General features: G+C 70.7%; 20 protein-coding genes and 1 other RNA gene. 13 read left to right on the top strand and 8 right to left on the bottom strand.

The window, feature by feature from the left end; genetic code table 11:
• Position 1 precedes the first annotated feature (1 nt).
• The 4 genes from nuoL to DVK06_RS02280 all read left to right on the top strand — a co-directional run bounded on the left by nuoL (position 2) and on the right by DVK06_RS02280 (position 5511).
• Complete coding sequence (gene nuoL, locus DVK06_RS02295; protein ID WP_121599138.1) at positions 2–2050, top strand: NADH-quinone oxidoreductase subunit L; 2049 nt, start codon at positions 2–4, stop codon at positions 2048–2050.
• A 14-nt stretch (positions 2051–2064) separates the two neighbouring features.
• Positions 2065–3579 carry a NuoM family protein gene (locus DVK06_RS02290; protein ID WP_121599304.1) on the top strand — a complete coding sequence of 505 codons (1515 nt, stop codon included), beginning with the start codon at positions 2065–2067 and terminating at the stop codon, positions 3577–3579.
• The gene (locus tag DVK06_RS02285; protein WP_121599137.1) at positions 3572–5074 is read left to right on the top strand and encodes an NADH-quinone oxidoreductase subunit N; all 1503 of its coding nucleotides are present in this window, start codon (positions 3572–3574) and stop codon (positions 5072–5074) included. The genes DVK06_RS02290 and DVK06_RS02285 overlap by 8 nt, the downstream gene beginning before the upstream one ends.
• A gap of 152 nt (positions 5075–5226) precedes the next feature.
• On the top strand, positions 5227–5511 hold the full coding sequence (locus DVK06_RS02280) for a hypothetical protein (RefSeq protein ID WP_121599136.1): 285 nt from the start codon (positions 5227–5229) through the stop codon (positions 5509–5511).
• Between the two features lie 14 nt (positions 5512–5525).
• Here the strand turns inward: DVK06_RS02280 and DVK06_RS02275 are convergent, their stop codons facing one another.
• From DVK06_RS02275 to DVK06_RS02265, 3 genes are read right to left on the bottom strand one after another with little or no spacing between them, the layout of a single operon-like run.
• Positions 5526–5756, bottom strand: coding sequence for an H/ACA ribonucleoprotein complex subunit GAR1 (locus tag DVK06_RS02275; protein ID WP_121599135.1), 231 nt, complete (start codon positions 5754–5756; stop codon positions 5526–5528).
• Positions 5757–5758: 2 nt separating this feature from the next.
• Positions 5759–6037 carry a signal recognition particle subunit SRP19 gene (gene srp19, locus DVK06_RS02270; RefSeq protein WP_053771557.1) on the bottom strand — a complete coding sequence of 93 codons (279 nt, stop codon included), beginning with the start codon at positions 6035–6037 and terminating at the stop codon, positions 5759–5761.
• Positions 6038–6096: 59 nt separating this feature from the next.
• Entirely contained in the window at positions 6097–8019 is a 1923-nt protein-coding gene (locus DVK06_RS02265; protein ID WP_121599134.1) for a PAS domain-containing sensor histidine kinase, read from the bottom strand.
• A gap of 201 nt (positions 8020–8220) precedes the next feature.
• On the opposite strand from DVK06_RS02265, the gene alaS reads away from it, so the two are divergent.
• From alaS to citZ, 5 genes are all read left to right on the top strand, one after another.
• Positions 8221–11001, top strand: a complete 2781-nt coding sequence (alaS, locus tag DVK06_RS02260) for an alanine--tRNA ligase (protein ID WP_121599133.1) — start codon at positions 8221–8223, stop codon at positions 10999–11001.
• A gap of 21 nt (positions 11002–11022) precedes the next feature.
• Positions 11023–11826, top strand: a complete 804-nt coding sequence (locus DVK06_RS02255; protein WP_121599132.1) for an alpha/beta fold hydrolase — start codon at positions 11023–11025, stop codon at positions 11824–11826.
• Between the two features lie 95 nt (positions 11827–11921).
• On the top strand, positions 11922–12638 hold the full coding sequence (locus tag DVK06_RS02250; RefSeq protein WP_053771553.1) for a type 1 glutamine amidotransferase: 717 nt from the start codon (positions 11922–11924) through the stop codon (positions 12636–12638).
• Between the two features lie 94 nt (positions 12639–12732).
• Positions 12733–14613 carry a PINc/VapC family ATPase gene (locus tag DVK06_RS02245; RefSeq protein WP_053771552.1) on the top strand — a complete coding sequence of 627 codons (1881 nt, stop codon included), beginning with the start codon at positions 12733–12735 and terminating at the stop codon, positions 14611–14613.
• Between the two features lie 147 nt (positions 14614–14760).
• Positions 14761–15903 carry a citrate synthase gene (citZ, locus tag DVK06_RS02240; protein ID WP_121599131.1) on the top strand — a complete coding sequence of 381 codons (1143 nt, stop codon included), beginning with the start codon at positions 14761–14763 and terminating at the stop codon, positions 15901–15903.
• Positions 15904–15974: 71 nt separating this feature from the next.
• Here citZ and DVK06_RS02235 read toward each other — a convergent pair whose 3' ends face one another.
• From DVK06_RS02235 to DVK06_RS02225, 3 genes are all read right to left on the bottom strand, one after another.
• A complete protein-coding gene (locus DVK06_RS02235; RefSeq protein WP_121599130.1) occupies positions 15975–17210 on the bottom strand; it encodes a digeranylgeranylglycerophospholipid reductase in 1236 nt (411 codons plus the stop codon).
• Between the two features lie 217 nt (positions 17211–17427).
• Entirely contained in the window at positions 17428–18291 is an 864-nt protein-coding gene (locus tag DVK06_RS02230) for a 2-oxoacid:ferredoxin oxidoreductase subunit beta (protein WP_121599129.1), read from the bottom strand.
• A 3-nt stretch (positions 18292–18294) separates the two neighbouring features.
• Entirely contained in the window at positions 18295–20052 is a 1758-nt protein-coding gene (locus DVK06_RS02225) for a 2-oxoacid:acceptor oxidoreductase subunit alpha (protein ID WP_121599128.1), read from the bottom strand.
• 382 nt (positions 20053–20434) lie between these two features.
• Between DVK06_RS02225 and DVK06_RS02220 the strand changes: the two genes are divergently transcribed.
• Positions 20435–21079: a ferredoxin--NADP reductase gene (locus DVK06_RS02220; protein ID WP_053771547.1), complete on the top strand. Its 645-nt coding sequence runs from the start codon at positions 20435–20437 to the stop codon at positions 21077–21079.
• Positions 21080–21161: 82 nt separating this feature from the next.
• Here the strand turns inward: DVK06_RS02220 and DVK06_RS02215 are convergent, their stop codons facing one another.
• Entirely contained in the window at positions 21162–21620 is a 459-nt protein-coding gene (locus tag DVK06_RS02215) for a hypothetical protein (RefSeq protein WP_121599127.1), read from the bottom strand.
• A 148-nt stretch (positions 21621–21768) separates the two neighbouring features.
• On the opposite strand from DVK06_RS02215, the gene DVK06_RS02210 reads away from it, so the two are divergent.
• Together DVK06_RS02210 and ffs are read left to right on the top strand one after the other, a co-directional pair.
• On the top strand, positions 21769–22182 hold the full coding sequence (locus DVK06_RS02210) for a hypothetical protein (protein WP_053771545.1): 414 nt from the start codon (positions 21769–21771) through the stop codon (positions 22180–22182).
• 100 nt (positions 22183–22282) lie between these two features.
• Positions 22283–22594, top strand: an RNA gene (gene ffs / locus DVK06_RS02205) — signal recognition particle sRNA.
• Between the two features lie 406 nt (positions 22595–23000).
• Here ffs and DVK06_RS02200 read toward each other — a convergent pair.
• Positions 23001–23585: a GNAT family N-acetyltransferase gene (locus DVK06_RS02200; protein WP_053771544.1), complete on the bottom strand. Its 585-nt coding sequence runs from the start codon at positions 23583–23585 to the stop codon at positions 23001–23003.
• Between the two features lie 153 nt (positions 23586–23738).
• On the opposite strand from DVK06_RS02200, the gene ligA reads away from it, so the two are divergent.
• Positions 23739–25607, top strand: a complete 1869-nt coding sequence (gene ligA / locus DVK06_RS02195) for an ATP-dependent DNA ligase LigA (protein ID WP_121599126.1) — start codon at positions 23739–23741, stop codon at positions 25605–25607.
• Positions 25608–25667 lie beyond the last annotated feature (60 nt).

Raw genomic sequence — 25667 nt, 5'->3', positions numbered from 1 at the left:
GATGGTGAACGCATTCGCATACGTTCCGGCGATCGTACTCCTCCCGTTCTTCTCGTTCCTGGTCGCGCTCGGCGCGGGCAGGTACCTCCCGAAGGGCGGCGCCTTCGGCGGCATCGCGGCGACGGCCGGCTCGTTCCTGCTGTCGATCTGGGTCGCCGCGACCGTCGCGGGCGGACGGGCGTACAACGAGACGCTGTACCACTGGGCGAGCGAGGGCGGCGCGGGCATCGGTCCGACGGACATCGAACTCACGTTCGGCGTCCTGATCGACCCGCTGTCGGCGCTCATGCTGGTCATCGTGACCCTCGTGGCGCTGCTCGTCCACGTGTTCTCGCTCGGCTACATGAACGACGAGGGCGAGACCGGGCTGCCGCGCTACTACGCCGGGCTCGGCCTCTTCACGGCGTCGATGCTCGGCTTCGTCGTCGCCGACAACCTGCTGATGGCGTTCATGTTCTTCGAGCTGGTCGGGCTCTGCTCGTACCTGCTCATCGGCTTCCACTTCCGGGAGCCGGGTCCGCCGTCGGCCGCGAAGAAGGCGTTCCTCGTCACCCGCTTCGGTGACTACTTCTTCCTCGTCGGCGTCGTCGCGGTGTTCGCCACCTTCGGCACGGCGCAGTTCGCCGGTCCCGACTCGTTCCCGGCGCTGGCCGACGCGGCGCTCAACGGCTCCGGGTCGGTCGCGTGGACTCCCGGCGGCCTCGACCTCGGCACGTGGCTGACCGTCGTCGGCCTGCTCGTCCTGGGCGGCGTCGTCGGCAAGTCCGCGCAGTTCCCGCTCCACACGTGGCTCCCCGACGCGATGGAGGGCCCGACGCCCGTCTCCGCGCTCATCCACGCCGCGACGATGGTCGCGGCCGGCGTCTACCTCGTCGCGCGGATGTACGGGTTCTACGTGCTGACGCCGACGACGATGGCGGTCATCGCCTTCGTCGGCGGCTTCACGGCCCTGTTCGCGGCGACGATGGGGCTCGTGAAAGACGAGCTGAAGCAGGTGCTCGCGTACTCGACCATCTCGCAGTACGGCTACATGATGCTCGCGCTCGGCGCGGGCGGGTACGTGGCCGCCGTCTTCCACCTGACCACCCACGCCTTCTTCAAGGCGCTGCTGTTCCTCGGCGCCGGGTCGGTAATCATCGCGATGCACCACAACGAGGACATGTGGGACATGGGCGGGCTGAAGTCGAAGCTCCCCGTCACCTACTACACGTTCCTCGCCGGCTCGCTGGCGCTAGCGGGAATCTTCCCGTTCGCCGGCTTCTGGTCGAAAGACGAGATCCTCTACGAGGCGCTCGTCCACGGGCTCAACGACCCGCTGCTGCTCGGCGGCTACCTGATGGGGCTGCTCGCGGTGCCGGTCACCGCGTTCTACACCTTCCGGATGGTGTTCCTGACGTTCCACGGCGAGCCCCGCAGCGACACCGCCCGCGACCCCGAGTCCGTCCGCTGGAACGTGAAGGGCCCGCTGACGGTCCTCGGCTCGCTCGCGGTCGTCACCGGCTTCATCAACATGGTCCCCGTGAAGAAGGTGCTCGGAATCAAGGGGATCGACGTGCTTCACCGCTGGCTCGACAACGAGTGGGGCGGCATCGAGGGGCTCTCCTCGCACCACTACGCCGACATCGGTCCGTACAGCAGCGCGTACCTCGTCGGCGGTGAGGCCGGGACCGTCCTCGTCGGCGCGGCCGTCTCGCTCGGCCTCGCGCTGCTCGGACTCGGACTCGCCTGGCGGCTGTACAACGTGCCGTCGCCGACGGAACACACCGCCAAACTCGGCGGGATCAAAGACGTGCTGTACAACAACTACTACCTCGACGAACTGCAGGTCTGGCTCGCGTATCGGACGGAAGATGTCGCGGGCGGCGCGAACACCTTCGACCAGGGAATCATCGACGGCGTCGTGAACGGCGTCTCCTCGGTGAGCCTGACCGGCGGCGGCCGGATCCGCAAGCTCCAGTCGGGGGTCGTCTCGCAGTACGCCGCGCTGCTCACCTTCGGACTCGTCGCGCTGTTGCTCGTGCTCGGCGCGACCGGGGGGTGGTTCCTGTGATACTCGAAGCGCTCATGGCGGCCGCGTTCGTCGGCGCACTGACGGTGTTCCTCGCGCCCGACGAGTGGGCCGGTCGGCTGGCGTTCGCGATCAGCCTGATCCCGTTCGTCGGCAGCCTCTACCTCTGGTCCGGCTTCGAAGCCGGCGGCAACGCGCTGCTCGGCGGCGAGATAGCGTACGCGACCCGGATGGAATGGCTCGAAGTGGGCGGCCGGAGCGTCTCGTGGTTCGTCGGGCTCGACGGGATCAGCCTCCCGCTGTTCGTGCTCACGACGTTCCTCGTGCCGTTAGCGATCCTCAGCGCGTGGACGCCCGTCGACACGCGACAGAGCCAGTTCTACGGGCTCATGTTGTTCATGGAGGCGAACCTGCTCGGCGTGTTCGCCGCGCTCGACTTCTTCCTGTGGTTCGTCTTCTGGGAGGCCGTGCTGGTCCCGATGTACTTCCTCATCGGGATCTGGGGCGGTCCGCGCCGCAAGTACGCCGCGATCAAGTTCTTCGTCTACACGAACGCGGCGTCGCTGCTGATGTTCATCGGCTTCATGAGCCTCGTGTTCGCGCTCGGCGACTCGGTGTCGTCGTTCGCCCTGCCGGAGATCGCGCAGGCGATCGCCGCGGGCGACCTGAGCGCGTGGTTCGGCATCCCGGCGGACCGCATCGCGATGGCCGCGTTCCTCGCGATGTTCCTCGGGTTCGCGGTGAAGGTCCCGATCGTGCCGTTCCACACGTGGCTGCCGGACGCCCACGTTCAGGCGCCGACCCCGGCGTCGGTGCTCCTGGCGGGCGTCCTCCTGAAGATGGGGACGTACGCGCTGCTCCGGTTCAACTTCACGATGCTCCCCGAGCAGGCGTCGATGCTCGCGGTCCCGATCGCGGCCATTGCCGTCATCAGCGTCATCTACGGCGCGATGCTGGCGCTCGCACAGAAGGACCTCAAGCGGATCGTCGCCTACTCGTCCGTCTCGTCGATGGGCTATGTCATCCTCGGGCTCATCGTGTTCACCGAGTACGGGATCGGCGGGGCGACGTTCCAGATGGTCGCGCACGGCCTCATCTCGGGGCTCATGTTCATGGCGGTCGGCGTCATCTACAACGCGACCCACACCCGGATGGTCGGCGACATGGCCGGCATGGCCGACCGGATGCCGGTCACCGTCGGCATCCTCGTCGCCGGCGCCTTCGGCTACATGGGGCTGCCGCTGATGGCCGGCTTCGCCGGCGAGTTCTTCATTTTCGTCGGCTCCCTGTCCGCGCCGGCGCTCCCGTACGCACCGGTGTTCACGGCGCTGGCGATGTTCGGTATCGTCATCGTCGCCGGCTACCTGCTGTCGGCGATGCAGAGCACGCTGTTCGGTCCCTTCGAACTGGAGACCGACTACGACGTCGGGCCCGCGGCGTTCCACGACGTCGCCCCGCTCGCGGTGCTTCTGGTGGCGATCATCGTGCTGGGCGTCGCGCCCGACATCTTCTTCGAGATGATCCGTGACGCTGCCCTGCCGGTCGTCGAGGGGGTGACGATCGATGGTTAACGGACTGCCCGCCGTGACGGCGCTGCTGCCGGCGCTGCTGTTGGCCGTCTCCGGACTCGCGCTGCTGTTGGTCGACACGGTGCGGCCGGACGCGCGCTCGAACACGTCGATGGCGGTCGTCGGTGCGGTCGGGTCGCTCGCCGCGCTGACGGCCACCGTCTGGCTCACCGCCAGCGGCGGCGTGAGCCCCGACGGCGGCGCGGTGCTGCTGTTCGCCGACGCGGTGAAGGTTGACACCCTGGCGCTGTTCTTCACCGCCATCTTCGCGTCGGTGACCGCGCTGGTGTTAGTCGCCGCGCACGACTACTTCCACGACCACGCCAACCCGGCGGCGTTCTACTCGCTCGTGACGTTCGCGGCGACCGGGATGGCGCTGCTCGCGGTCGCGAACTCGCTCGCGGTCGTGTTCGTCGCCCTGGAGATGGTGTCGCTGCCGTCGTACGTGCTCGTCGCGTACCTCAAGGAGGACCGGGGCAGCGTCGAGGCGGGGATGAAGTACTTCCTCGTCGGAGCGCTCTCGTCCGCGGTCTTCCTGTTCGGCATCTCGCTCGTGTACGCCGCGACCGGGTCGCTCATCCTCGCCGACATCGCGTCGGCGTCGATCGAGGGCCTGGCCGGCGTGCTCGGCGTCGGCGTCGTGATGATGATCGGCGGCGTCGCCTTCAAGACCGCCTCCGTCCCGTTCCACTTCTGGGCGCCGGAGGCGTACGAGGGCGCGCCCGCGCCGGTGAGCGCGTTCCTCTCGTCGGCCTCGAAGGCCGCCGGGTTCGTCGTCGCGTTCCGCGTGTTCACCGAGGCGTTCCCGCTGGAAATGGCGGTGTCCGCGAACGTCGACTGGATGCTCGCCTTCGCGGTCCTCGCGGCCGTCACGATGACGCTCGGCAACTTCGCGGCCGCGGTCCAGGAAGAGGTCAAGCGGATGCTCGCGTACTCCTCCATCGGGCACGCCGGGTACGCGCTCATCGGCGTCGCCGCGCTCACGGTCGACGGCCCCGCCAACGGCACGGTCATGGGCGCCGCGATGGCGCACCTGCTCGTCTACGGGTTCATGAACACCGGCGCGTTCCTCTTCGTCGCGATGGCGGAGCGGTGGGGCGTCGGCCGGACCTTCGCTGACTACGCGGGGCTCTGGCGGCGCGCGCCGGTCGCCTCCGTCGCGATGGCCGTGTTCATGTTCTCGCTGGCCGGGCTCCCGCCGTTCGCCGGGTTCTTCTCGAAGTACTTCCTGTTCCAGGCGGCCATCGACAACGGCTTCCTGTGGCTGGCCGGCCTCGGCGCGGTGAACAGCGTCGTGTCGCTGTACTACTACAGCCGGGTCGTGAAGGCGCTGTTCCTCGACGACCCCGAGTCGCCGAGCGCGCTCGACGCGATCGACGTGCGACCGACGGCGCTGTACGCCGCGGTCGTCTTCGCGGCGGTCGCGACGGTGCTGCTCCTGCCCGGCTTCGGCCCCGTCATCGAGACGGCCGAGGCGGCGGCCTCCGCGCTGTTTTAGAGCGGCCGCGGAACCGCTCTTCTTTCCACGCGTCTCACGCCCCCAGCGACGGCGCCGACCGTCGCGGCGTCGGACCGACGCGGCGGCTTTCGGTCGGCGACCCCCGCGCCGGCGCCCACAGATATTCGTCCGTTCGGCCCCTCGGTACGGTCGTGTCCCGGACTCGCACCTACCGGTGTCTGAACTGCCTCGACGAGACCGTCACGCGCTCGTTCGACACCTCTCACCTCTCGATGACCTGTCCGAGCTGCGAGTCGTTCGAGCGGTTCGCGAACGAGGCGGTGATCGAGCAGTTCGAGTCGCTCGAGGCGTCGCCGCCGTCGGAGTTCGACTGGGACCGGCTGGAACGCCGGGAGAAGCTGCTGGTCGCGGAGCGGATCGCTCGCACGGACAAGACGCTCGCGGACTTCGACGTGACCGACGCGACGGAGGCGTAGCGCCGCTCGGGGCGCTACCGCGCGTACAGCTTGCCGCCGAGGAGGTCCGCGAGCCCGACGCCGTCGCCGGGCGTGACGGCCACGTAGGGGCGATCGACCGGCCCGAACACGTCGACGACGCGGCCGACCGTCGAGAGCGACTCGTCGACGACGCTCGCGCCGATCCGCGGGGGCTCGGCGCCCGGATCGCCGCGGGCGATCGCGAGCCCGCCGGCGGTGCGGACGACGGTACCGACGCGCCGCACGGTTACTCCCGGAGCACGCCGAGGTAGGCGGCGATCGCCTGGACGAGGTCGTTCTTCGCGGTGTCGTCGGTGCCCTGGACCGCCACGTACCCGCGGGCCTCGAACTCCCGGGAGTACGTCGCGTCGCGCTCGACGACCGCGTCGTAGCCGACCTGCTGGACGGCCTTCGCTATCTCGTCGACGGTCGGCGCTTCGACCGCCAGATCCGTCGGGACGCGGCGCCCCTCCGAGCGGGACAGCTCGGCGTCGAAGTAGGCGGGGTAGACGACGTTCTCGACCATACCGGATCCCCTCGCGCGCGGCGTAAGGTCGTTTCGGACCGCCGCGCGCTCGGCGCCGCTCAGTCGGTTCGGAACTCGAACCGGGCGCCGCCGTCCTCGCCGGTCGTCGCCTCGACGGTCCAGCCGTGCGCCTCGGCGATGCGCTCGCTGATTGCGAGCCCGAGTCCCGTGCCCGACTCGTCGGTCGTGAACCCGCTCTCGAACACGCGCTCGCGGTCCGCCTCCGGGAGCCCGACGCCGTCGTCCTCGACGTAGAAGCCGCTCGCGGGGCTCCCGTCGTCCCCCTCGAAGGTACCCGCCCCGACCCGGACCGAGAGCGGCTCGTCGGGGGCGTCGCGACCGTGTTCGACGCTGTCGTCGGGCTCTGCCCGACTGCTCGCGGACCCGTGTTCCACACTGTTCCGGAAGACGTTCTCGAACAGTTCGCGCAGCCGCGTGCGGTTCGCCTTCAGGGTCGCGTCGGACCCGACCGTCAGCGTCGCGACGTCCGTGTCGACGCCCTCCCACGCCTCGCGCGCGACCGCGGCCAGCGAGACCGGCTCCGTCTCGCCCACCGACCGCCCCTCCCTGGCCAGCGACAGGAGGTCCTCGACGAGCTCGTCCATGCGTCCGATGGCGTCGGCGACCCTGTCGAGGTGGTCAACGTCGCCCGTCTCGCGGGCGAGGTCGACGTACCCGTCCGCGACCGACAGCGGGTTCCGGAGGTCGTGGGAGACGATGGAGGCGAACTCGTCGAGCCGCTCGTTCTGTCGCCGCAGCGTCTCCTCGCGCTCGCGCCGGTCGGTGACGTCGGTGTAGATGGCGTACCCGGCCGCGTTCGCGGCGTCGAGGTGGATCGGGATGACGTGGAGGATGAAGTGTCGCGGCCCGTCAGCGGTGACCCGCGTGACCTCCCGTCGGACGTTCTCGCCGCGCTGGAGCTGCTCGTTGAGCTCTTCCGCCTCCGCGTCGGCCTCTGGGGGAACGATGTAGTCGTCGATGGACTCGCCCATCACCGTCTCTGGGTCGTACCCGAACGTCGCCTCGAACGCCTCGTTCACCTGTCGGACGACCGGGTCGCCGTCGGTGTAGTCGTAAGCGATGGCGGGGTCAGGTACGTTCGTGAACAGCGCGAGCAGGCGGTCTCGCTCGGCCCTGAGCGTCTCGGTGACGTCGATCCGGTCGAGGGTCTCTTCGAGGTGGGAGCCGAGCAGCTCCGCCAGCCGGCGGTCGGCGTCGTCGAACGCGTCGGCGTCGTCGCTCGCGTCGGCCGCGAGCTGGAAGACCACGTCCTCGCCAACGGGGACGGTGAGCAGCGCGTCGTACCGGCTCTCGGGGGTCGGGTTCGGCGCGACGGAGACGTCGCCGGTCTGGACCGCCTGCCCCGCCACGCCGGTCCCCACCCGGACCCGGTTACAGTCCTCGACGGGCGTCCCGCTGGAGGTGACCACGGGCTCGACCCACTCGCCGTCGCGAACCGCGACCACGGCCCGGTACTCCGGGAACACCAGCTCGGCGACGGCGATGGCGGCCCGGTACGCCTCGTCGACCGACCTGACGGCCGCGAGCTCCGTCATCCCGGCGTTGAGCTGTTCGATCCGTGACGGGGTCCGCGTCGGGTCCGTCCGGACGACGGACCGCCGCTCCCGGGCGAGCAGCCACGATACCGTCTCCGAGAGCGACTCCGGCGTCCGCGCGACCGCGTCCACGAGCGGGTCGGTCGCGACTCGGCCGGCCGGGTCGTCGACGAAGGCGACCACGGAACCGACGCGGTCGGCGGACCGGACCCGTCCGAGCCCCGCCTCGTCGGCGACGACCGTCACGTCGGCCCCGGCGAGGCGCGAACCGTCGGTGGCGGCCGCGTCGGCGGCGTGCGTCTCGACCGCCTCACCGTCCTCGCCGCCGGGGGCGTCGGCGCCGAGGCGGGCCTCGAGGTCGTCGGCGAGTCCAGACGCACCGCCGAGGACGAGAACCGACGCGCGCTCGCCCAGCGCAGAAGTCACAATTGTACGTGATACGCACCGCCGAGAGTATAAATCTTCTTACCGATCGACGAATCCCGACGCGGTCGGCCATTTCCGACCGGTCAGCGGCGTTCCCCCTGAGGACCGTCGGTCGGCGCCGGCTCGCGGCGGCGAACGGCGCGTCGCGGCCGACGAGCGACCCCGGAACCCTTTTGGAGCAACACGGGCCACGTTCGTGTAATGAGCGATCTCGAAGCGGAGTACCGTCTCGATTACTTCGAGGAGGAGGGGTTCGAGCGCAAGGAGTGTCCCTCCTGTGGCGCGCACTTCTGGACCCGCGACGCGGAGCGAGAACTCTGCGGCGAGCCGCCCTGTGAGGACTACAGCTTCATCGACGATCCCGGCTTCCCGGAGGCCCGGTCGCTGTCGGAGATGCGCGAGGCGTTCCTCTCCTTCTTCGAGGAGCACGGCCACGAGCGGATCGACCCGTACCCGGTCGCCGCCAACCGCTGGCGCGACGACGTCCTCCTGACCCAGGCGTCCATCTACGACTTCCAGCCGCTCGTCACCTCCGGGCAGACGCCGCCGCCGGCGAACCCCCTCACCATCTCACAGCCCTGTATCCGGATGCAGGACATCGACAACGTCGGCAAGACGGGCCGGCACACGATGGCGTTCGAGATGATGGCCCACCACGCGTTCAACACGCGCGAGGAGGTCGGAGAGGACGAGTACGCCTACCACGGCGAGGTGTACTGGAAAGACGAGACGGTCCGGTACTGCGACGAGCTGTTCGAGAGCCTCGGGGCGGACCTCTCGGAGATCACCTACATCGAGGACCCGTGGGTCGGCGGCGGCAACGCCGGCCCCGCCATCGAGGTCATCTACAAGGGCGCCGAGCTGGCGACGCTCGTCTTCATGTGTATGGAACAGGACCCCGAGGGCGACTACGAGATGAAAGACGGGAACTCGTACTCGTTCATGGACACCTACATCGTCGACACCGGGTACGGGTTAGAGCGGTGGACCTGGATGAGCCAGGGGACCGCGACGGTGTACGAGGCGGTGTACCCCGACGCCATCGACTTTTTGAAGGACAACGCCGGGATCGAACACACTGAGGCGGAGCGAGAGATCGTCCACCGCGCCGCGAAGCTCGCCGGCCGGCTCGACATCGACGACGTCGACGACGTGGAGGCCGCCCGCGGCGAGATCGCCGACCGGCTCGACGTCGACGTCGACCGGCTGCGCGAGCTGGTGGAGCCGCTCGAATCGATCTACGCCATCGCCGACCACTCGCGGACGCTCGCGTACATGTTCGGCGACGAGATCGTCCCCTCGAACGTCGGCACTGGCTACCTCGCCCGCATGGTGTTGCGGCGGATGAAGCGGCTCGTCGACGAGGTGGGCGTCGACGCGCCCCTCGACGAGCTGGTCGACATGCAGGCCGACCGCCTCGGCTACGAGAACCGCGACACCATCCGCGAGATCGTCCGCAGCGAGGAGCGGAAGTACGAGCGGACCTTGGAGCGCGGCGCCCGGAAGGTCGAGCAGCTCGCCGACGAGTACGCCGGCACCGGCGAGCCGATCCCGACCGAGGAGCTGCTGGAGCTGTACGACTCCCACGGGATCCAGCCCGACATGGTCGCCGACATCGCCGACGAGCGCGGCGCGACCGTCGACGTGCCCGACGACTTCTACGCCCTCGTCGCCGACCGGCACGAGGAGGGCGTCGCCGCGGCGGCGGCCGACGAGCGCGACGAGCGGCTCGCCGACCTCCCCGAGACGGAAAAGCTGTTCTACGACGACCAGGGCCGCACCGAGTTCGAGGCGGTCGTCCTCGACGTGCTCGACGCCGAGGACGGGTACGACGTGGTCTTGGACCAGACGATGTTCTACCCCGAGGGCGGCGGCCAGCCGGCCGACAGGGGCCAGCTGACGGTCGGCGAGACCACCGTCGACGTCACCGACGTCCAGGAGGTCGACGGGGTCGTCCTCCACCGCGCGGACGCGGACCCCGGCAAGGGCGAGTTCGTCACGGGACAGGTCGACGGCGACCGCCGCGAGCGGCTCCGCGCGCACCACACCGCGACGCACCTCATCGGCCACGCCGCCCGGCAGGTGCTCGGCGACCACGTCCGACAGGCGGGCGCCCAGAAGGGCACGGACTCCGCGCGGCTCGACGTGCGCCACTTCGAGCGCGTCACCCGCGAGGACGTGAAGGCGATCGAGCGCGTCGCGAACGAGCTGATCCGGGACGACGTGCCCGTCCGGCAGGAGTGGCCCGACCGCAACGAGGCGGAGGCCGAGCACGGCTTCGACCTGTACCAAGGCGGCGTCCCGCCGGGAACGAACGTCCGCCTGATCCACGTCGGCGACGCGGACGTCCAGGCCTGCGCCGGCACCCACGTCGACCGGACCGGCGAGATCGGCGCCGTGAAGGTGCTGAAGACGGAGCCCGTCCAGGACGGCGTCGAGCGGATCGCCTTCGCGGCCGGCGCCGCGGCGGTCGAGGCGACCCAGCGCACCGAGGACGCGCTGTACGACGCGGCCGAGGTGTTGGACGTCGACCCCCTCGACGTGCCCGACACCGCCGAGCGCTTCTTCGAGGAGTGGAAGGCGCGGGGGAAGGAGATCGAGTCGCTCAAAGAGGAGCTGGCGACCGCGCGCGCGTCGGGCGGCGCCGACGCCGAGGAGGTCGAGGTCGCCGGGACGACGGCGGTGATCCAGCGGCTCGACGGCGACGCCGACGAGCTGCGCGCGACCGCGAACGCCCACGTCGACGGCGGGAAGGTCGCGGTGATCGGCAGCGGCGCCGACGGCTCCGCGAGCTTCGTCGTCGGCGTCCCGGACGGCGTCGACGTGAACGCCGGGCAGGTCGTCTCGGAGCTCGCCGGCCGCGTGGGCGGCGGGGGCGGCGGCCCGCCGGACTTCGCGCAGGGCGGCGGTCCGGACGCGGACGCGCTGGACGACGCGCTCGACGCGGCGCCAGACGTCCTCCGCAGCCTCCAGGAGGCCTGACGGCCCCACACGGACTCCGCCATGCCCCACGCGACCAACGCCGGCGTCGAGATCCGCTACGAGGTCGACGCGCCCGACGCGGGCGACTCCGGCGAGGCGGTCGTGTTCTGCGGCGACGTCGGCCTCGGCGCGTGGCAGTTCGGCTGGCAACACGCCGCGCTGACGGGCCCGCACACGGTCGTCACGCCGGAGACGCGCGGCGTCGGCCGGTCGGACGCCCCGCCCGCCCCCTACGGGGTCGAGGCGCTCGCGGCCGACCTCGACGCGGTCTGTGCGGCCGAGGGGATCCGCAACGCCCACCTCGTCGGTTACGGCCTCGGCGGGATGGTCGCGCTGACGGCGGCGCTGGCCTCCTCGCGGCCGGCGAGCCTCGCCCTGATCGGGACGCCGCCCGCGGGCGACGCGTACAACCCCGCCGGCGTCTGGGCCGACCCGAGCGACCCGGCCGCGGTCGAGGGGTCGCTCTCCGGGCTGCTCTCGCCCGACTTCCGGGAGGCGCACCCGGACGCGCTCTCGCGGATCGCGGAGTGGCGCCTCGCCGAGGACGCCGACCGCGAGACGTACGCGGCGCACCGCGCCGCGGTCGAGGGGTTCGACCTGACCGACGACCTCTTCGAGGTCACGACCCCAGCCTTGGTCGTCCACGGGACCGACGACACCGCCTGCCCGGTCACGGCCGGCGAGACGCTCGCCGAGGGGCTCCCGCGCGGGGAGTTCCACTCGATCGAGGGCGCCCGACACCTCGTCGGCGTCGAGGCGTCGGCCGCGGTCAACGACCTGCTCGTCGGGTGGCTCGCCGAACACGCGGGCGACCCGTTCGCGTAGGGCCGCGCGTCGACGAGCGAGCGCGGCGTCCGCGTCGGCGGCCGGCACGTCCGGCGCCGCAACCGTTTTGTGACTCTCGGATCTCCGTTCGGTCGATGACCCGCCTCCGGTTCGCCCTGTTGAACGCCGCCCACGACGGCGCGAACACCCGTCGGAACTTCCGCCGCGAGATCGACGCCGACCTCGTCGAGTTCGACGCCGTCGACGGCGACCTCCCCGACCACACCGAGTTCGACGGCGTCGTCGTGACCGGATCGCGCTCGTCGGTCTACTGGGACGAGGCGTGGATCCCCCCGCTCGTCGACTACGTCGCCGAGGCGGCCGACGCCGGCGTCCCGGTCCTCGGCGTCTGCTACGGCCATCAGGTGCTCGCGGAGGCGCTCGGCGGCCGCGTCGCCGGGATGGACGGCTTCGAGATCGGCTACAACGAGATCCGGCAGGTGCGCGACGACCCGCTGTTCGAGGGGATCGGCGAGTCGTTCACGGCCTTCACGACCCACGGCGACGCGGTGGTCGAACTGCCGCCGTCCGCCACGCTGCTGGCCGAGAACGACCGCGGCGTCCACGCGTTCCGCGACGGGCACTGCTGGGGCGTCCAGTTCCACCCCGAGTACGACGTCGAGACCGCCCGCGACGTGACGGACGGCAAGCGGGACCAGATCGGCGACGCCCGCGTGGACGCCGTCCTGGAAGCGATCACCCCCGAGGCGTACGACGCCGCCTGCGAGGCGAAGGCGCTGTTCGAGAACTTCACCGCCTCCGCCGAGCGGCTGGCGGCCGAGCGCGCGGACGCCGCCGCCGCGGACGACTGACCGGGACGGGCGGCCGCGGTCGGTCTCTTCCTCCCCGTCGCCGACGCGGCCCCCGGTCGAACACGCTTATACGGTTCCCGTCCCGAACCTCGGTATGAACGTAGTACCGGACACGAGCGCGGTCGTCGACGGCCGCGTGTCCGAACGCGTCGCGGACGGGACCTACGAGTCGGTCGCCGTGTTCGTCCCGGAGGCGGTCGTCGGCGAGCTCGAGTCGCAGGCGAACGACGGGCTCGAATCGGGCTGGGACGGGCTGAGCGAGCTGAAGCGGCTCGCCGACTACGCCGACGACGGGCGGATCGAGCTGCGGTACGTCGGCGAGCGCGCGAGCGGCGACGCCCGCTCGAACGCCCACGAGGGCGACGTGGACGCGCTGATCCGCGACCTGGCCGCCGACCACGACGCGACGCTGCTGTCGAGCGACGTGGTCCAGGCCGAGGTCGCCCGCGCGAAGGGGCTCGACGTCGAGTACGTCGAGCCGGTCGCCCGCGGCGTCGTCGACGAGCTCCCGATACAGGACTTCTTCACCGACGAGACGATGTCGGTACACCTCAAGACGGGGACCGTCCCGAAGGCGAAGCGCGGGAGCCTCGGCGAGATGCGCTACGTCGAGATCGCCGACGAGCCGAGCGAGGAGGCCCAGATGCGCGAGTGGGCCAACTCGATCGTCGACCTGGCCCGCCAGTCGAACGAGGGCTTCATCGAGCTCTCGGACGACGGGATGGACATCGTCCAGTTCCGCAACTACCGGATCGCGGTCGCCCGGCCGCCGTTCGCGGACGGCATCGAGATCACGGCGGTCAGGCCCATCGCGAAGACGAGCCTCGACGACTACGAGTTCGCCGACGAGCTCCGCGAGCGGTTCAAAGAGCGCAAGCGCGGCGTGCTCATCTCCGGGTCGCCCGGGGCCGGGAAGTCGACGTTCGCGCAGGCGGTCGCCGAGTTCCTGAACGACAGCGACTACGCGGTGAAGACGATGGAGAAGCCGCGCGACCTCCAGGTCGGCCCGGAGATCACGCAGTACGGCGCGCTCGGCGGCGCGATGGAGAACACCGCCGACTCGCTCCTCTTGGTCCGCCCCGACTACACCATCTACGACGAGGTCCGGAAGACGAACGACTTCGAGGTGTTCTCGGACATGCGGATGGCCGGCGTCGGGATGGTCGGCGTCGTCCACGCCTCCCGCGCCATCGACGCGCTCCAGCGGCTCGTCGGCCGCGTCGAGCTCGGGATGATACCTCAGATCGTCGACACCGTCGTCTACATCGAGGCCGGCGAGGTCCACACCGTCTACGACGTGACCACCGAGGTGAAGGTGCCGGCCGGACTCACGGCCGAAGACCTCGCCCGCCCGGTCATCCAGGTGTCGAACTTCGAGACGGGCCGGCCCGAGTACGAGATCTACACGTTCAACCGCCAGGTCGTCACGGTGCCGCTGAACGAGGACGGCGGCGAGGCGAACGGCGACTCCGGCGTCGGCCGCATCGCGAAAAAGGAGATCGAACGCGAGATCAAGTCGGTCGCGCACGGCCACGTCGACGTGGAGCTCAACGGTGACGACGAGGCGGTCGTCTACGTCACCGAGGGCGACATCGGCACGGTGATCGGGAAGGGCGGCGGCCGCATCGCCGACATCGAGAACCGCCTCGGGATCGACATCGACGTCCGGACGCACGACGAGAAGCCCGGTGGGTCGGGCCCGGGCGGCGCCGCCGACAACGGCCGCGGCGACGGGCAGGTCGGCGCCGAGCGCGGCACGGTGGTCGCGCCGGAGATCACCTCGCGTCACGTCGTCATCGACGTCGACGACGGCGTCGGCGAGACGGTGGAGGTGCGCGCCGACGGCGAGTACCTCTTCACCGCCACCGTCGGCCGCGGCGGCGAGGTCCAGGTCTCCCGCGGCTCCGCCATCGCCGAGGAACTGGAGGACGCGATCGATCGGAACCGCACGGTGACGGTCGTTCCGGCGCGGTAAGCGAGGCCGTCCCCGGTCGGTCGCGCCGCGAGCCGGACGTTTCCGAACGCTGTCACGTCGTCGGACGACGCGGCGGTGTACCACGATCGTCGTATCGTATCCCTCCTGAAAGATAACGCTTTTTTGACGGCCTTGACAACTCGGGGTATGGCAGATGAGTTAAAACGCGGGCTCGAGGGCGTCCTCGTCGCGGAGTCGGATCTGAGCTACGTCGACGGCGAGGTCGGAAAGCTCGTGTATCGGGGGTACGACATCGAGGACCTCGCGCGCGGCGCGAGCTACGAGGAGGTGCTGTACCTGCTGTGGCACGGTTCGCTCCCCGGCGCCGCTGAGCTCGACTCGTTCGCCGCCGACCTCGCGGCGGAGCGCGAGGTCGACGACGACGTCATCGAGACGGTCCGCGCGCTCGCGGACGCCGGCGAGCGGCCGATGGCCGCGCTCCGGACCGCGACGTCGATGTTGTCGGCGTACGACCCCGACGCCGAGGGCGACGGCGGCGAGGCCACCCTCCGTCAGGGCCGCCGGATCACGGCGAAGATCCCGACGGTCCTCGCCGCGTTCGAGCGCGTCCGTCAGGGCGAGGAGCCGGTCGCCCCCGACCCCGACCTCTCGCACGCCGGGAACTTCCTCTACATGCTTACCGGTACCGAGCCCGACGCGGTGAGCGAGGAGACGTTCGACATGGCGCTCACGCTTCACGCCGACCACGGGCTCAACGCCTCCACGTTCACCGCGATGGTGATCGGCTCGACGATGGCCGACGTCTACTCCGGCGTCACCGGCGGCATCGGCGCGCTCTCCGGCCCCCTCCACGGCGGGGCCAATCAGGACGTGATGGAGGTGCTCCACGAGATCGACGCCTCCGCGAAGGACCCCGTCCAGTGGGTGAGAGACCGGCAGGACGACGGCGGCCGTATCCCCGGGTTCGGGCACCGCGTCTACAAGGTGAAAGACCCCCGCGCGAAGATCCTCGAAGAGAAGCTCCGCGACCTCGCCGAGTCGTCCGGCGACACGAAGTGGCTCGACTACACCACCGCCATCGAGGAGTACCTCACCGACCAGGGGCTCGTCGAGAAGGGGATCGCCCCGAACGTCGACTTCTACTCCGGCTCCGTCTACGACTCGCTCGGCATCCCGCTCGACATGTACACGCCCATCTTCGCGATGAGCCGCGTCGGCGGGTGGGTCGCTCACGTCGCCGAGTACCAGGAGGACAACCGCCTCATTCGCCCGCGCGCGCGGTACACCGGCCCCGAGGACGCCGAGTTCGTCCCCGTCGACGAGCGATAGCGACCGCGCCCGACGCGGTCCGTCGCCCGACGCACTTTTCGCCTTCGGCGTCGCGGACTCTCCGACGCGTCTCAGACGTCGAGTCGCTCGCGGGCGAACTTCGTGAGCAGCGGGATGTCGTCGAGGTGAAGCAGCTTCGCCATCGCGCGCTTGTCGCCCTGGTTCGCCCGTTCGAGGGTGTTCTCCTCCGCCTCCTTGAGGTCGCGCATGAACCGGTCGTAGCGCTCGTTGGGCGCCAGGTACAGCAGCCGCGTGAGCATCAGCCGCGCCTTCATCCGCGGGGCCACGTCGCGGTGCCACAGCCGCTCGTACACCGCGAGGCTCTCGGCGTCGAGGCGACGCTCCGAGTCCGTGAGGCATCGGTCGACGGTGGCCGCCGCGGCGCGGGCGGACTTCATGCCCTTGTGGATCCCCTCGCCCCACAGCGGGTCGATGGTCGGCACGGTGTCGCCGATCGCGAGGAAGCGGTCCGTGTGCATCTCGTCGGGCATCTGGATGTGTGCGGAGCCGCGGTGGACCTTCCCGTCGATGCGCTCGGCGTCGGCGAACCGCGGGTCGCGGCTCACCCAGTCGTCGAGGTAGCCGTCGACGGTCTTGCCCGCCTCGGCGAACTCGCGGTGGCGGTCGTTCTGGATGTAACAGATGCCCACCTTCGCGGTGTCCTCGCCGGTCGCGAAGATCCACGAGTAGCCGCCCGGCGCGATGTCGTGGTCCAGGCGGAGCATCATCGCCCGTCGGAGGTCCGCGTACTCCGGGTGGTTCATCTCGACGCCCTCCATCTCGTACTCGATGCCGATCGCCTGGTTCTCGCGTTCGAGGTCGACGACGTCGAGCGCGCTCGCGAGGGGCGCGGCCGGGCCGGTCGCGTCGATCACCACGTCGGCGTACAGCTCCTCGTCGCCGTTGTACCGCACCCCCTCGATGACGCCGTCGTCGTCGAGGATCGGTCGGGAGACGCGCGCGTCGAATCGGTACTCGGCGCCGTTCTCGCGGCCGTCCTCGACGAGGAACCGCTTGAACTCCGCGAACTCCAACACCGCTCCGGGCTGGTAGCTCTCGTAGTACTCGTTTGGCGACTCCAGCACCACGTCGTCGGTGTAGGACATCACGACGTCGTCGGGGATCCCGAACGAGGACATCATCGACGGGAACGTGCCGGCGGTCGACTTGTTGCTCTGTCGCGGGAACTCGTCTTCCGACTCCGTCTCTAAGACGACGACGTCGTAGTCGCGCGTCGCCAGGTCGCGGGCGCACTGCGCGCCCGCCGGCCCGGCGCCGGCGATAGCGACGTCGTAGCGATCAACCATACACGCCAGTTGCGGACCCTCCTAATTAGGCTTGCTGAAACCCGACGGAAAATACGTGCGAACCCGCTCGTTCGCCCGGTTTTGGCCGTCGAGAGAGGTCGGAATGCGGGCGGGTTCGACGGGCGTTCGAAGTCGGCTCCGACCCTCCGATCGCGGGGGGAGGCGGACCCGTTCGCGAGGGTCGGTCCGTGGCCCGGCGGCGGGCCCGCGACCCGGCTCAGTAGAACTCGCGGACGAGGTCGGTCGCGCCCTCGGGGGCGCCGTCCGGGAGCACGGACATGTCCTCGTCGACGCCGTGCTGCTCGTGGTACGGCACCGACGACTCGTCCCTGTAGATGACGCCCTGGTGTTCCTTCTCGTTGTCGAGGATCACGTCCTTCGCGGCCTCGCGGTCGGTCGGGTCGTGGTCCGCCTCCTTCAGGTCGACCAGCGAGTCGCGGAAGTAGTCGTAGGTATCGACGTCGTTGAACGTGACGCACGGCGAGTAGACGTTCACGAAGCCGAACCCGTCGTGTTCGATCGCCTCCTGGATGATCTCCTGATGGCGGAGCGCGTCGGAGGAGAACGACTGCGCGATGAACGTCGCGCCGGAGGCCAGCGCCAGCGCGTGCGGGTTCACCGGCGGCTGCTTCGGTCCCTCCGGACTCGTCGAGGTCTCGAAGTCCTCGCGGGAGGTGGGCGAGGCCTGCCCCTTCGTCAGCCCGTAGATGCGGTTGTCCATCACGACGTACGTCATGTCGACGTTGCGCCGGACGGCGTGGACGAAGTGGCCCGCGCCGATGGAGTAGCCGTCGCCGTCGCCGCCGGCGACCATCACTTCGATGTCGGGCCGCGCCAGCTTGACGCCGGTCCCGACCGGCAGCGCGCGGCCGTGGACGCCGTGGAGCGCGTAGCTGTGCATGTACGTGCCGATCTTTCCGGAACAGCCGATGCCCGCGACGACGAAGGTGTTGTCCGGGTCGTTCCCGGTCTCCGCCAGCGCCTTCATCATCCCGTTCATCGTGCCGAAGTCGCCGCATCCCGGACACCAGGTCGGCTGCTTGTCCGACTTGAAGTCGGTGAATCGAATGTCTGAGCTCATTGGTTACGCCTCCACCCCCGCTTCGAGGGTCGCTTTGATCTCGGCTGCGAGTTCGTCGGCCTTGAACCGCACGCCGTTGTACTTGTTCACGCGGTCGACCCGTTCGAGCACGTCGTGCTCGACGAGGTCCGCGAACTGTCCCTGCTCGTTACACTCCACGACGATGACGTCGTCCGCCGCCGCCACGTCCTCGGTCAGGTCCGGCCGGGGGAACACGTACGGGACCGAGAGCACCCGCACGTCGAGGCCGTCCTCGTCGAGGAACTCGACGGCCTCGGCGAGCGCGCCCTCGTTCGACCCCCACGTGATCACGAGGGTGTCGGCGTCCGCGTCGCCGAACTCGCGCGGGCTCCAGGCCTCGCGCTCGCGGGCGGTCTCGACCTTCCGGTTGCGCTTGTCGACCTGCGCGACGCGCATCTCCGTGTCTTCGGTCCGCCGGCCCTGCTCGTCGTGTTCGAGGCCCGTCGACATGTGCGCGCCGTCGGCCGTGCCGGGGAACGCCCGCGGGGAGACGCCGTCGTCGGTGATCTCGTGGGGCTGGAAGCCGCCGGACTCGCTCATGTGGTCGTCGATGTCGGCCTCGTCGACCACGAACCCGCGGTCGACCTCGACCGCGTCCATGTCGAAGGTGTCGGGGGTGAACGTCTGCTCCGTGACCGCCATCGAGAGGTCGGCGGTGAGGTAGACGGGGACCTGGTACTTCTCGGCGAGGTTGAACGCCTCGACCGTCTTCCAGAAGCACTCGTCGATGGTCGTCGGCGCCAGGACGAACCGCGGCACCTCGCCGTGGCCGCCGTACAGCATGCTGTTCAAGTCGCCCTGCTCCTGTTTCGTCGGCATCCCCGTCGAGGGGCCCGAGCGCATCACGTTACAGATGACGAGGGGCGTCTCCGAGGTCGCGATGAGCCCGAACGTCTCGGTCATGAGGTCGATCCCCGGCCCGGAGGTCGCCGTCATCGCGCGGGCGCCGCCGCGGGCCGCGCCGAGCGCCATGTTGATCGCCGACAGCTCGTCTTCCGCCTGGACGACGTGGCCGCCGTACCGCTCGATGCGGCCGGTGAGGTACGTCATCACGTCGGTCGCGGGCGTGATCGGGTAGCCGGCGTAGAAGCGGCAGCCGGCCGCGATGGCGCCCATGCCGATCGCCTCGTCGCCGTTGAGGAGGACGTAGTCCTCGTCGGTGGTCTCCAGCGAGTAGTCGAACTCGTGGTCGTACTCCTCGGCGACGTACGACTGCCCCGCGCGGGCGGCCTCCTTGTTGTTGTCGACAAGCTTCTGTCCCTTGTCCTTGAACCGCTTCTCCAGCGCCGAGTCGAGGTTCTCGATGGGGAACTCCGCAACCTCGCAGGCGGCGCCGAGCGCGACGACGTTCCGCATGATCGCCCCGCCGGCCTCCTCGGCCAGGCTCTTGAGCGGCACGTCGAGGCCGATCATCCCCTCGGGAATCTCGACGTCCTGCATCGTCGTCCGCTCGCCGTCGTAGATGATCACCGACCCCTCGTGGAGCTCGTCGAGGTTCTCCTCGATCGTCCGGGGCGTCAACGCGATGAGCACGTCGAGTCGGTCAACGACGCTCTGTACCTTGTCGACGGAGGTCCGCACCTTGTAGGCGGTGTACCCGCCTCGGATCCGCGATGCGAAGTCCTTCGACGTGAACACGTGCCGACCCGCGCGGGAAAGCGCCTGTGCGAAGATCTTCCCCGTCGAGTCGATGCCGTCGCCGGCCTCCCCGCCGACAGCCCAGTTGAAATCCGCAGCCATGTGCTATGGGGAAGGTTCCGGCGGACTCATGAAAAGGCTTCTGGAAGGAGCCACCGAGGCGTTTCTGGACGAACGTGTCCACTCTCGCGAATATTGTCGCCTCTAAGCTGCTATATCGGATTTAACTGGGGTATAATCAAACATACGTTCACCATATTCCTCACGATCGACCCTTCGCGTCGGACCGGTTTTCGACGACCGTCGAATACTCTCGGTCGGGCCGGGCCCCGCGACGCCGCGACGGGCGCGTCGACTCGGACGGACGAGCGCGTCCGCGCTGCCCCGGACGCGTCGGTTGAGGCGCCCCGCCGGAACCGGTTTCGACACGGGCAGGACCGACGCCGACGGGAAGGCGTTTGTGTCTCCCCCGCCGATCCGAAGTATGGACACGACAGCGACGGTCGAGTCGGTCGAGTCGGTCGGGCCCGACACGTACGCCCTCCGCTTCACCGCGCCCGAGGGGTTCGCGGCCGAACCCGGACAGTTCGTGAAGCTCGGCACCGAGATCGACGGCGAGTCGGTCGCCCGCTTCTACACCCTCTCGTCGCCCCGCGTCGGCGAGGCGTTCGAGGTCACGGTCGGGATCGACCCCGACGAGGGCGGCGACTTCTCGGCGTTCCTCTCGGACGCCGAGGCCGGCACCGAGATGACCCTCTCCGGCCCGTTCGGCGACCAGCACTACGACGGCGAGCCCCGCGCCGTCGTGATCGCGGGGGGTCCCGGGGTCGGCCCCGCGGTCGCCATCGCGGAGCGCGCGCTCGACGAGGGCGCCGAGGCCGCGGTCGTCTACCGCGACGACGATGTCGCCCACGCCGACCGGATCGACGCGCTCCGCGAGCGCGGCGCCGCGGTCCGCCTCCTCGACGCGGACGAGCCCCTGACCGACGCCGTCGCCGACGTGCTCACCGGGACGACCGGGGAGACGGTGTTCGTCTACGGGTTTGCCGACCTCGTCGCGGACGCGGAGACCGCGGTCGACGCGGCCGGCGGCGACGCCGACGCCGCGAAGGTCGAGAACTTCGGGTAGTCGCGGCTGCCCGGACGGCGCCCTCCCGCGTACGCTCCCCGCCGGTGCTGCCACGCTTTAGCCACCCCGCGCGAGCCGCCGGCTACGTCTCGAAGTCGGGCAGGTCGTCCGGCGCCTCGAAGTCGGCCTCCCAGTCGATGTACTCCTCTTTGAGCGTCTCGCAGACGATCTGTCCCAGCTCCGTGAGCCCGGCGTTGATTGCGGAGACGGTGCCCCAAGAGTCGAGCTCGGGGTGGAGGTCGCGCTCCTTCCAGTCCTCGGGGAGCCCCGGCGCGTGGTAGCCGACGCGGTCGGCGAAGTCGTCCCAGAAGAAGTCGAACCGGGAGACTAGACCGAGGTCGACGGCGATCCGCCAGTCGTCTTCGTCCATGTCGCTGCCGGCGGCCCACTCCCCGAACGCCTCCTCCCACGCGCCCTCGCGCAGGAACGCCTCGAGCTCGTCGCGGCGGTACTCGCCGCCCGCCACCTCGGCGTCCTCGTACTCGTTCGGGTCGACGGCGGCGAGTTCGGGGGGATCCGGCGGGTCGACGTCGAGTGTCATGCCACACGATGGGCGCCGATGAGGCAAAACCCTACGGGAACGGGGCGCACCGAGCCGCCCTCCTCTATCGCGCGTCGCGTCGGCCCGCCCCGCCGGCCCGCCGCGACCGATCCGGTCCTTTTACCGCGGCGCCGTCCCGAGGGTCGGTATGGACCTCCGCGCCGTCTCGCGTCGCGTCGGGATCGCCGCCGCCGTGGTCACCGTCGTCGCGCTCGTCGCGCCGTACGCGCTCATCACGGGGCCGGAGTACACGTCGCAGCTGGCGACGTACTACGCCTCCGGCGTCGTCGGCTGGGGCGGGATCGCGCTGTTCGCGCTGCTGTCCGCGGTCGTCATCGCCTCCGTCGAACGCGGGAACGTCGACCCCGGAACGCTCGCGGGCGTGGCGGTCGTCCTCGGCGTCGCCACGACCGCGAGCGCCGCGAGCTGGGCGCTGGCCGTCGAGCCGAGCCCGGTGTTCCGCGACCACCTCTGGCTCGTGTGGCACGCGCGCGCCGTCGTCGCGCTCTCCGTCCCCGTCCCGCTCGCCGCCGCGGCGTACGCTCGTGGCCTGCTGACGTAGTCGCGCCCCCGGCTCCGCGACGGCTCGCCCCGCCCCGCCCTGACCCGCCTCGACGGCGCCCGCCGAACGAAAGGCCCTTATGCCGCACCCGAATATCGTCGAACGGACTAGGTCGGGCGGTTAGGCCCCGCTCGTAACCCGTGAGGCAGTCTTCAGCGGGGACCGAACAGCGGGCACGTCCGGTCAGACCGGCACGGGCCCCGAGAGCCAACGTGGAAGCCTCGTCCGCCGGGGACAGCGGTCCGTGGCGCCCGCTCGCAGGAGCGGTCCGTCGCGGTTCGTCGGCGACACCGGGTCAGGCGCGGAAGCGAGCAGCCCACCGCCGGACGCCCGTCGCTCGTCGGGTCGCGGGGTGGAGGAGGCAATCGGGATACCCCGTGACGGAACGTCGGGCTACCCCGCCTGTCCGCCATTCATACTTCGTTTCGTTCGAGGAGTGGCGACGCTGCGGCGTTCCGTTCGTCGGTGTGAGCGCCGATACCACGACCGCGAACACCGCCGAAGCCCCAGTCGCTCGGCGATGCGGACCCGACACTACCGGACCGAACCACTCCGAAGCCCCGGTCGCGAGGCCGGCGCACGCTCGCTGTGCTCCTCAGTCGTTCGCTTCGCTCACTCCTTGCGGTGCTTGCGTCGCGTGCGCCGGCCTCGCGACTGCCCCTTCGAGTCCCGCCCCCGCACCGCACGGCACCTCACGCCTCCCCAGCCTCGCGGCTCCCTACGGTCGCCGCGTCCCTCGCGCGTGCTCCTCGCGGTCGCCGAGGGCGGCCGCTCGCCGGCACGCGCCACCGCGACCTCAAAAGCAGTTGTATCGCGACTCAGCGACCGGTGTCGTACTTGTACGTCGCCGAGTCCGGGTCGATGCCGAAGTCCTCGGCGGACTCCTCGGGCTCGTCGTCGCCGGTCGGCTCGGCGTCTTTGAACGCCTTCCGGAGGGCGCTCGGCATCTCGAAGGCGTCGACGGCCAGTTCGAGGCCGACGACCCCGCCCCCGAGGAACTCCCGCTTCTCCGTCAGGCGGTCCGAGAGCGCGGGCGGGAGGTCGTCGGTGTCGACGCGCTCGAACCCGAACTGCGCGAGGTAGTCGGGCTGGTCGGTGAGGACGTACACCGTCTCGAACCCGTCCGCGGCCGCGGTGTCGACGAGGCGCTCGACGACGTGCGCCCCGACGCCGCGCCGGCGCCACTCCGGGAGGACGCCGATGCCGGTGAGCTCGATCCGGTTGGCCTCGTCCTCGTCGCCGCGGTGGAGGCGGAGGCGGCCGAACCCCGCCCGGTCGCCGGACTCCTCGTCGACCGCGATCACGTAGTCCCGCGACCGGAAGGCGACGTCGTCGAGCCCCAGCTGCTCGATGGCGTCCAACAACCACGCCTCGTCACGGTTTTTGGCGTCGCGGACGTACATGAACGCCTGTACGAGACCGGAGGTGAAAAGCGGTTCCCCGCCGCTCCCGTCCGCCGGCGTCCCCCGCCGCGACGCGGATCCGCTCGCCCACCGCGCCCCGCCGCGCACGGCGCATCGGGCCGCTTTTGCCCCCCGACCACCGACCGGACGCGTATGGAGTTCGCCGCGCTGGCCGAACGGGCGGAACGGGTGGCCGCGAACGACGGCGACATCGAGACCACGCTCGCGGTCGCCGACCTGCTCGCGGACGCCGACGGCGCCGCGGACGACGGCTCGACCGACGACCTCCCGGTCGTCGTCCGCTTCCTCCTCGGTCGCGTCTTCCCCGCCCACGACACGCGGACCCTCGACGTCGGGCCCGCGCTCTGTCGCGAGGCGATCGCCCGCGCCGCGGGGCAGAACGTCTCGGCCGCCGACGTGGAGGGCCGGCTCGCGGAGCGCGGCGAGATCGGCGCCGTCGCGGCCGAGTACGACCTCGGCGACCAGCGGGGGCTCGCCGCGTTCGGGAGCGGCCGCGACGCGCTCACGGTGGCCGCGCTCGACGAGGAGCTGCGCGACCTCGCGGCCGCGAGCGGGGAGGGAAGCGAGTCGCGCAAGCGGGACGCCCTGTTCGGCCTGTTCACGCGTTGCTCGCCGAGCGAGGCGGCGTTCCTCGCGCGCCTCGTCCTCGGCGAGATGCGGCTCGGCGTCGGCGAGGGGACGGTCCGCGACGCGGTCGCCGAGGCGTTTCTCGCGTCGCCCGCGACCGCCGAGGAGTCGTCGAACGAGGCGGGTTCGGAACTCGCCGCGCCCGACGACGCGGTCGCGGCCGTCGAGCGGGCGCTCCAGGTGACGAACGACTACGGCCGGGTCGCGGTCCGCGCCCGCGACGAGGGGGTCGCGGGGCTCCGCGAGGAGTCGCTGCGCGTCGGCCGACCGGTCCAGGCGATGCTCGCGCAGGCGGGCACCGCGACCGACGCGCTCGACGCCTTCGGCGAGGTCGCCGTCGAGACGAAGTTCGACGGCGCCCGCGTTCAGGTCCACTACGACCCCGGAGGCGACGACGGAGCGGGCGGCGGCGACGCCGCGGCCGGCGGCGACGAGGCGCTCGGCCCGAGGCTCTACTCGCGGAACATGGACGACGTGACCGAGGCGCTCCCCGAGATCGTCGAGTACGTCGCCGAGCGCGTCGACGTCCCGGTCATCCTCGACGGTGAAGTCGTCGCGGTCGACGACGACGGCGACCCGCTCCCGTTCCAGGAGGTGCTGCGCCGCTTCCGTCGGAAACACGACGTCGACCGCATGCGCGAGGCGGTCTCGCTGCGGCTCCACGCGTTCGACTGCCTCCACGCCGCCGGCGACGACCTGCTCGACCGCCCGCTCCGCGAGCGGCACGACCGGCTCCGCGGGGTCCTCCCGGACGCGGCCGCGGAGCTCACGCTCGCGGACGACCCCGACGCGATCGCGGCCGCGGAGCGGACCGCCCTCGACGCGGGCCACGAGGGCGTGATGCTGAAGAACCCGGAGGCGGCGTACACGCCCGGCGACCGCGGCCGCGACTGGCTGAAGCGCAAGCCCGACGTGGAGACGCTCGACGCCGTCGTCGTCGGCGCCGAGTGGGGCGAGGGGCGCCGAGCGGAGCTGTTCGGCACGTTCCTCCTCGCCGTCCGCGACGACGAGGGGGACGCGAGCGACGCAGCGGGCCGTGACACGGCGGCTCGTGACGCGGCCGACCGCGACGCCGACGCCCCCGTGCCCGCGGGGTACGCGACGGTCGGCAAGGTGGCCACGGGGATCACCGACGAGACGCTGGCGGACCTCACCGAGCGGCTGGCGCCGCACGTCGTCGAGGAGACGGGGACGACGGTCGCGTTCGACCCCGAACTGGTAGTCGAGGTCGGCTACGAGGAGATCCAGACATCGCCGACGTACTCGGCCGGCTACGCCCTCCGGTTCCCGCGGTTCGTCGGCGTGCGCGAGGACAAGGGGGTCGGCGACGCCGATTCGCTCGCGCGGGTCCGCCGGCTCGCCGGCGACGAGTGAGCCGCGGTCGGCGGGCCGGCGGCGACGCGACCGCGCCCGGCGTTCCGCCACGCGAAACCC

This window comes from Halorubrum sp. Atlit-28R, from assembly GCF_003665955.1.
GTDB classification, from domain to species: domain Archaea; phylum Halobacteriota; class Halobacteria; order Halobacteriales; family Haloferacaceae; genus Halorubrum; species Halorubrum tropicale.
The sequence above is the reverse complement of the archived record's forward strand: the minus strand, read 5'-3'. Positions and strand labels throughout refer to the sequence as shown.

What these genes read in the sequence shown, in the direction of transcription:
- nuoL (WP_121599138.1), top strand. Translation starts at nt 2, where the DNA reads ATGGTGAACGCATTCGCATACGTTCCGGCGATCGTACTCCTCCCGTTC.
- DVK06_RS02290 (WP_121599304.1), top strand. Translation starts at nt 2,065, where the DNA reads ATGGCGGCCGCGTTCGTCGGCGCACTGACGGTGTTCCTCGCGCCCGAC.
- DVK06_RS02285 (WP_121599137.1), top strand. Translation starts at nt 3,572, where the DNA reads ATGGTTAACGGACTGCCCGCCGTGACGGCGCTGCTGCCGGCGCTGCTG.
- srp19 (WP_053771557.1), bottom strand. Translation starts at nt 6,037, where the DNA reads ATGGTCGAGAACGTCGTCTACCCCGCCTACTTCGACGCCGAGCTGTCC.
- alaS (WP_121599133.1), top strand. Translation starts at nt 8,221, where the DNA reads ATGAGCGATCTCGAAGCGGAGTACCGTCTCGATTACTTCGAGGAGGAG.
- DVK06_RS02255 (WP_121599132.1), top strand. Translation starts at nt 11,023, where the DNA reads ATGCCCCACGCGACCAACGCCGGCGTCGAGATCCGCTACGAGGTCGAC.
- DVK06_RS02250 (WP_053771553.1), top strand. Translation starts at nt 11,922, where the DNA reads ATGACCCGCCTCCGGTTCGCCCTGTTGAACGCCGCCCACGACGGCGCG.
- DVK06_RS02245 (WP_053771552.1), top strand. Translation starts at nt 12,733, where the DNA reads ATGAACGTAGTACCGGACACGAGCGCGGTCGTCGACGGCCGCGTGTCC.
- citZ (WP_121599131.1), top strand. Translation starts at nt 14,761, where the DNA reads ATGGCAGATGAGTTAAAACGCGGGCTCGAGGGCGTCCTCGTCGCGGAG.
- DVK06_RS02235 (WP_121599130.1), bottom strand. Translation starts at nt 17,210, where the DNA reads ATGGTTGATCGCTACGACGTCGCTATCGCCGGCGCCGGGCCGGCGGGC.
- DVK06_RS02230 (WP_121599129.1), bottom strand. Translation starts at nt 18,291, where the DNA reads ATGAGCTCAGACATTCGATTCACCGACTTCAAGTCGGACAAGCAGCCG.
- DVK06_RS02225 (WP_121599128.1), bottom strand. Translation starts at nt 20,052, where the DNA reads ATGGCTGCGGATTTCAACTGGGCTGTCGGCGGGGAGGCCGGCGACGGC.
- DVK06_RS02220 (WP_053771547.1), top strand. Translation starts at nt 20,435, where the DNA reads ATGGACACGACAGCGACGGTCGAGTCGGTCGAGTCGGTCGGGCCCGAC.
- DVK06_RS02215 (WP_121599127.1), bottom strand. Translation starts at nt 21,620, where the DNA reads ATGACACTCGACGTCGACCCGCCGGATCCCCCCGAACTCGCCGCCGTC.
- DVK06_RS02210 (WP_053771545.1), top strand. Translation starts at nt 21,769, where the DNA reads ATGGACCTCCGCGCCGTCTCGCGTCGCGTCGGGATCGCCGCCGCCGTG.
- DVK06_RS02200 (WP_053771544.1), bottom strand. Translation starts at nt 23,585, where the DNA reads ATGTACGTCCGCGACGCCAAAAACCGTGACGAGGCGTGGTTGTTGGAC.
- ligA (WP_121599126.1), top strand. Translation starts at nt 23,739, where the DNA reads ATGGAGTTCGCCGCGCTGGCCGAACGGGCGGAACGGGTGGCCGCGAAC.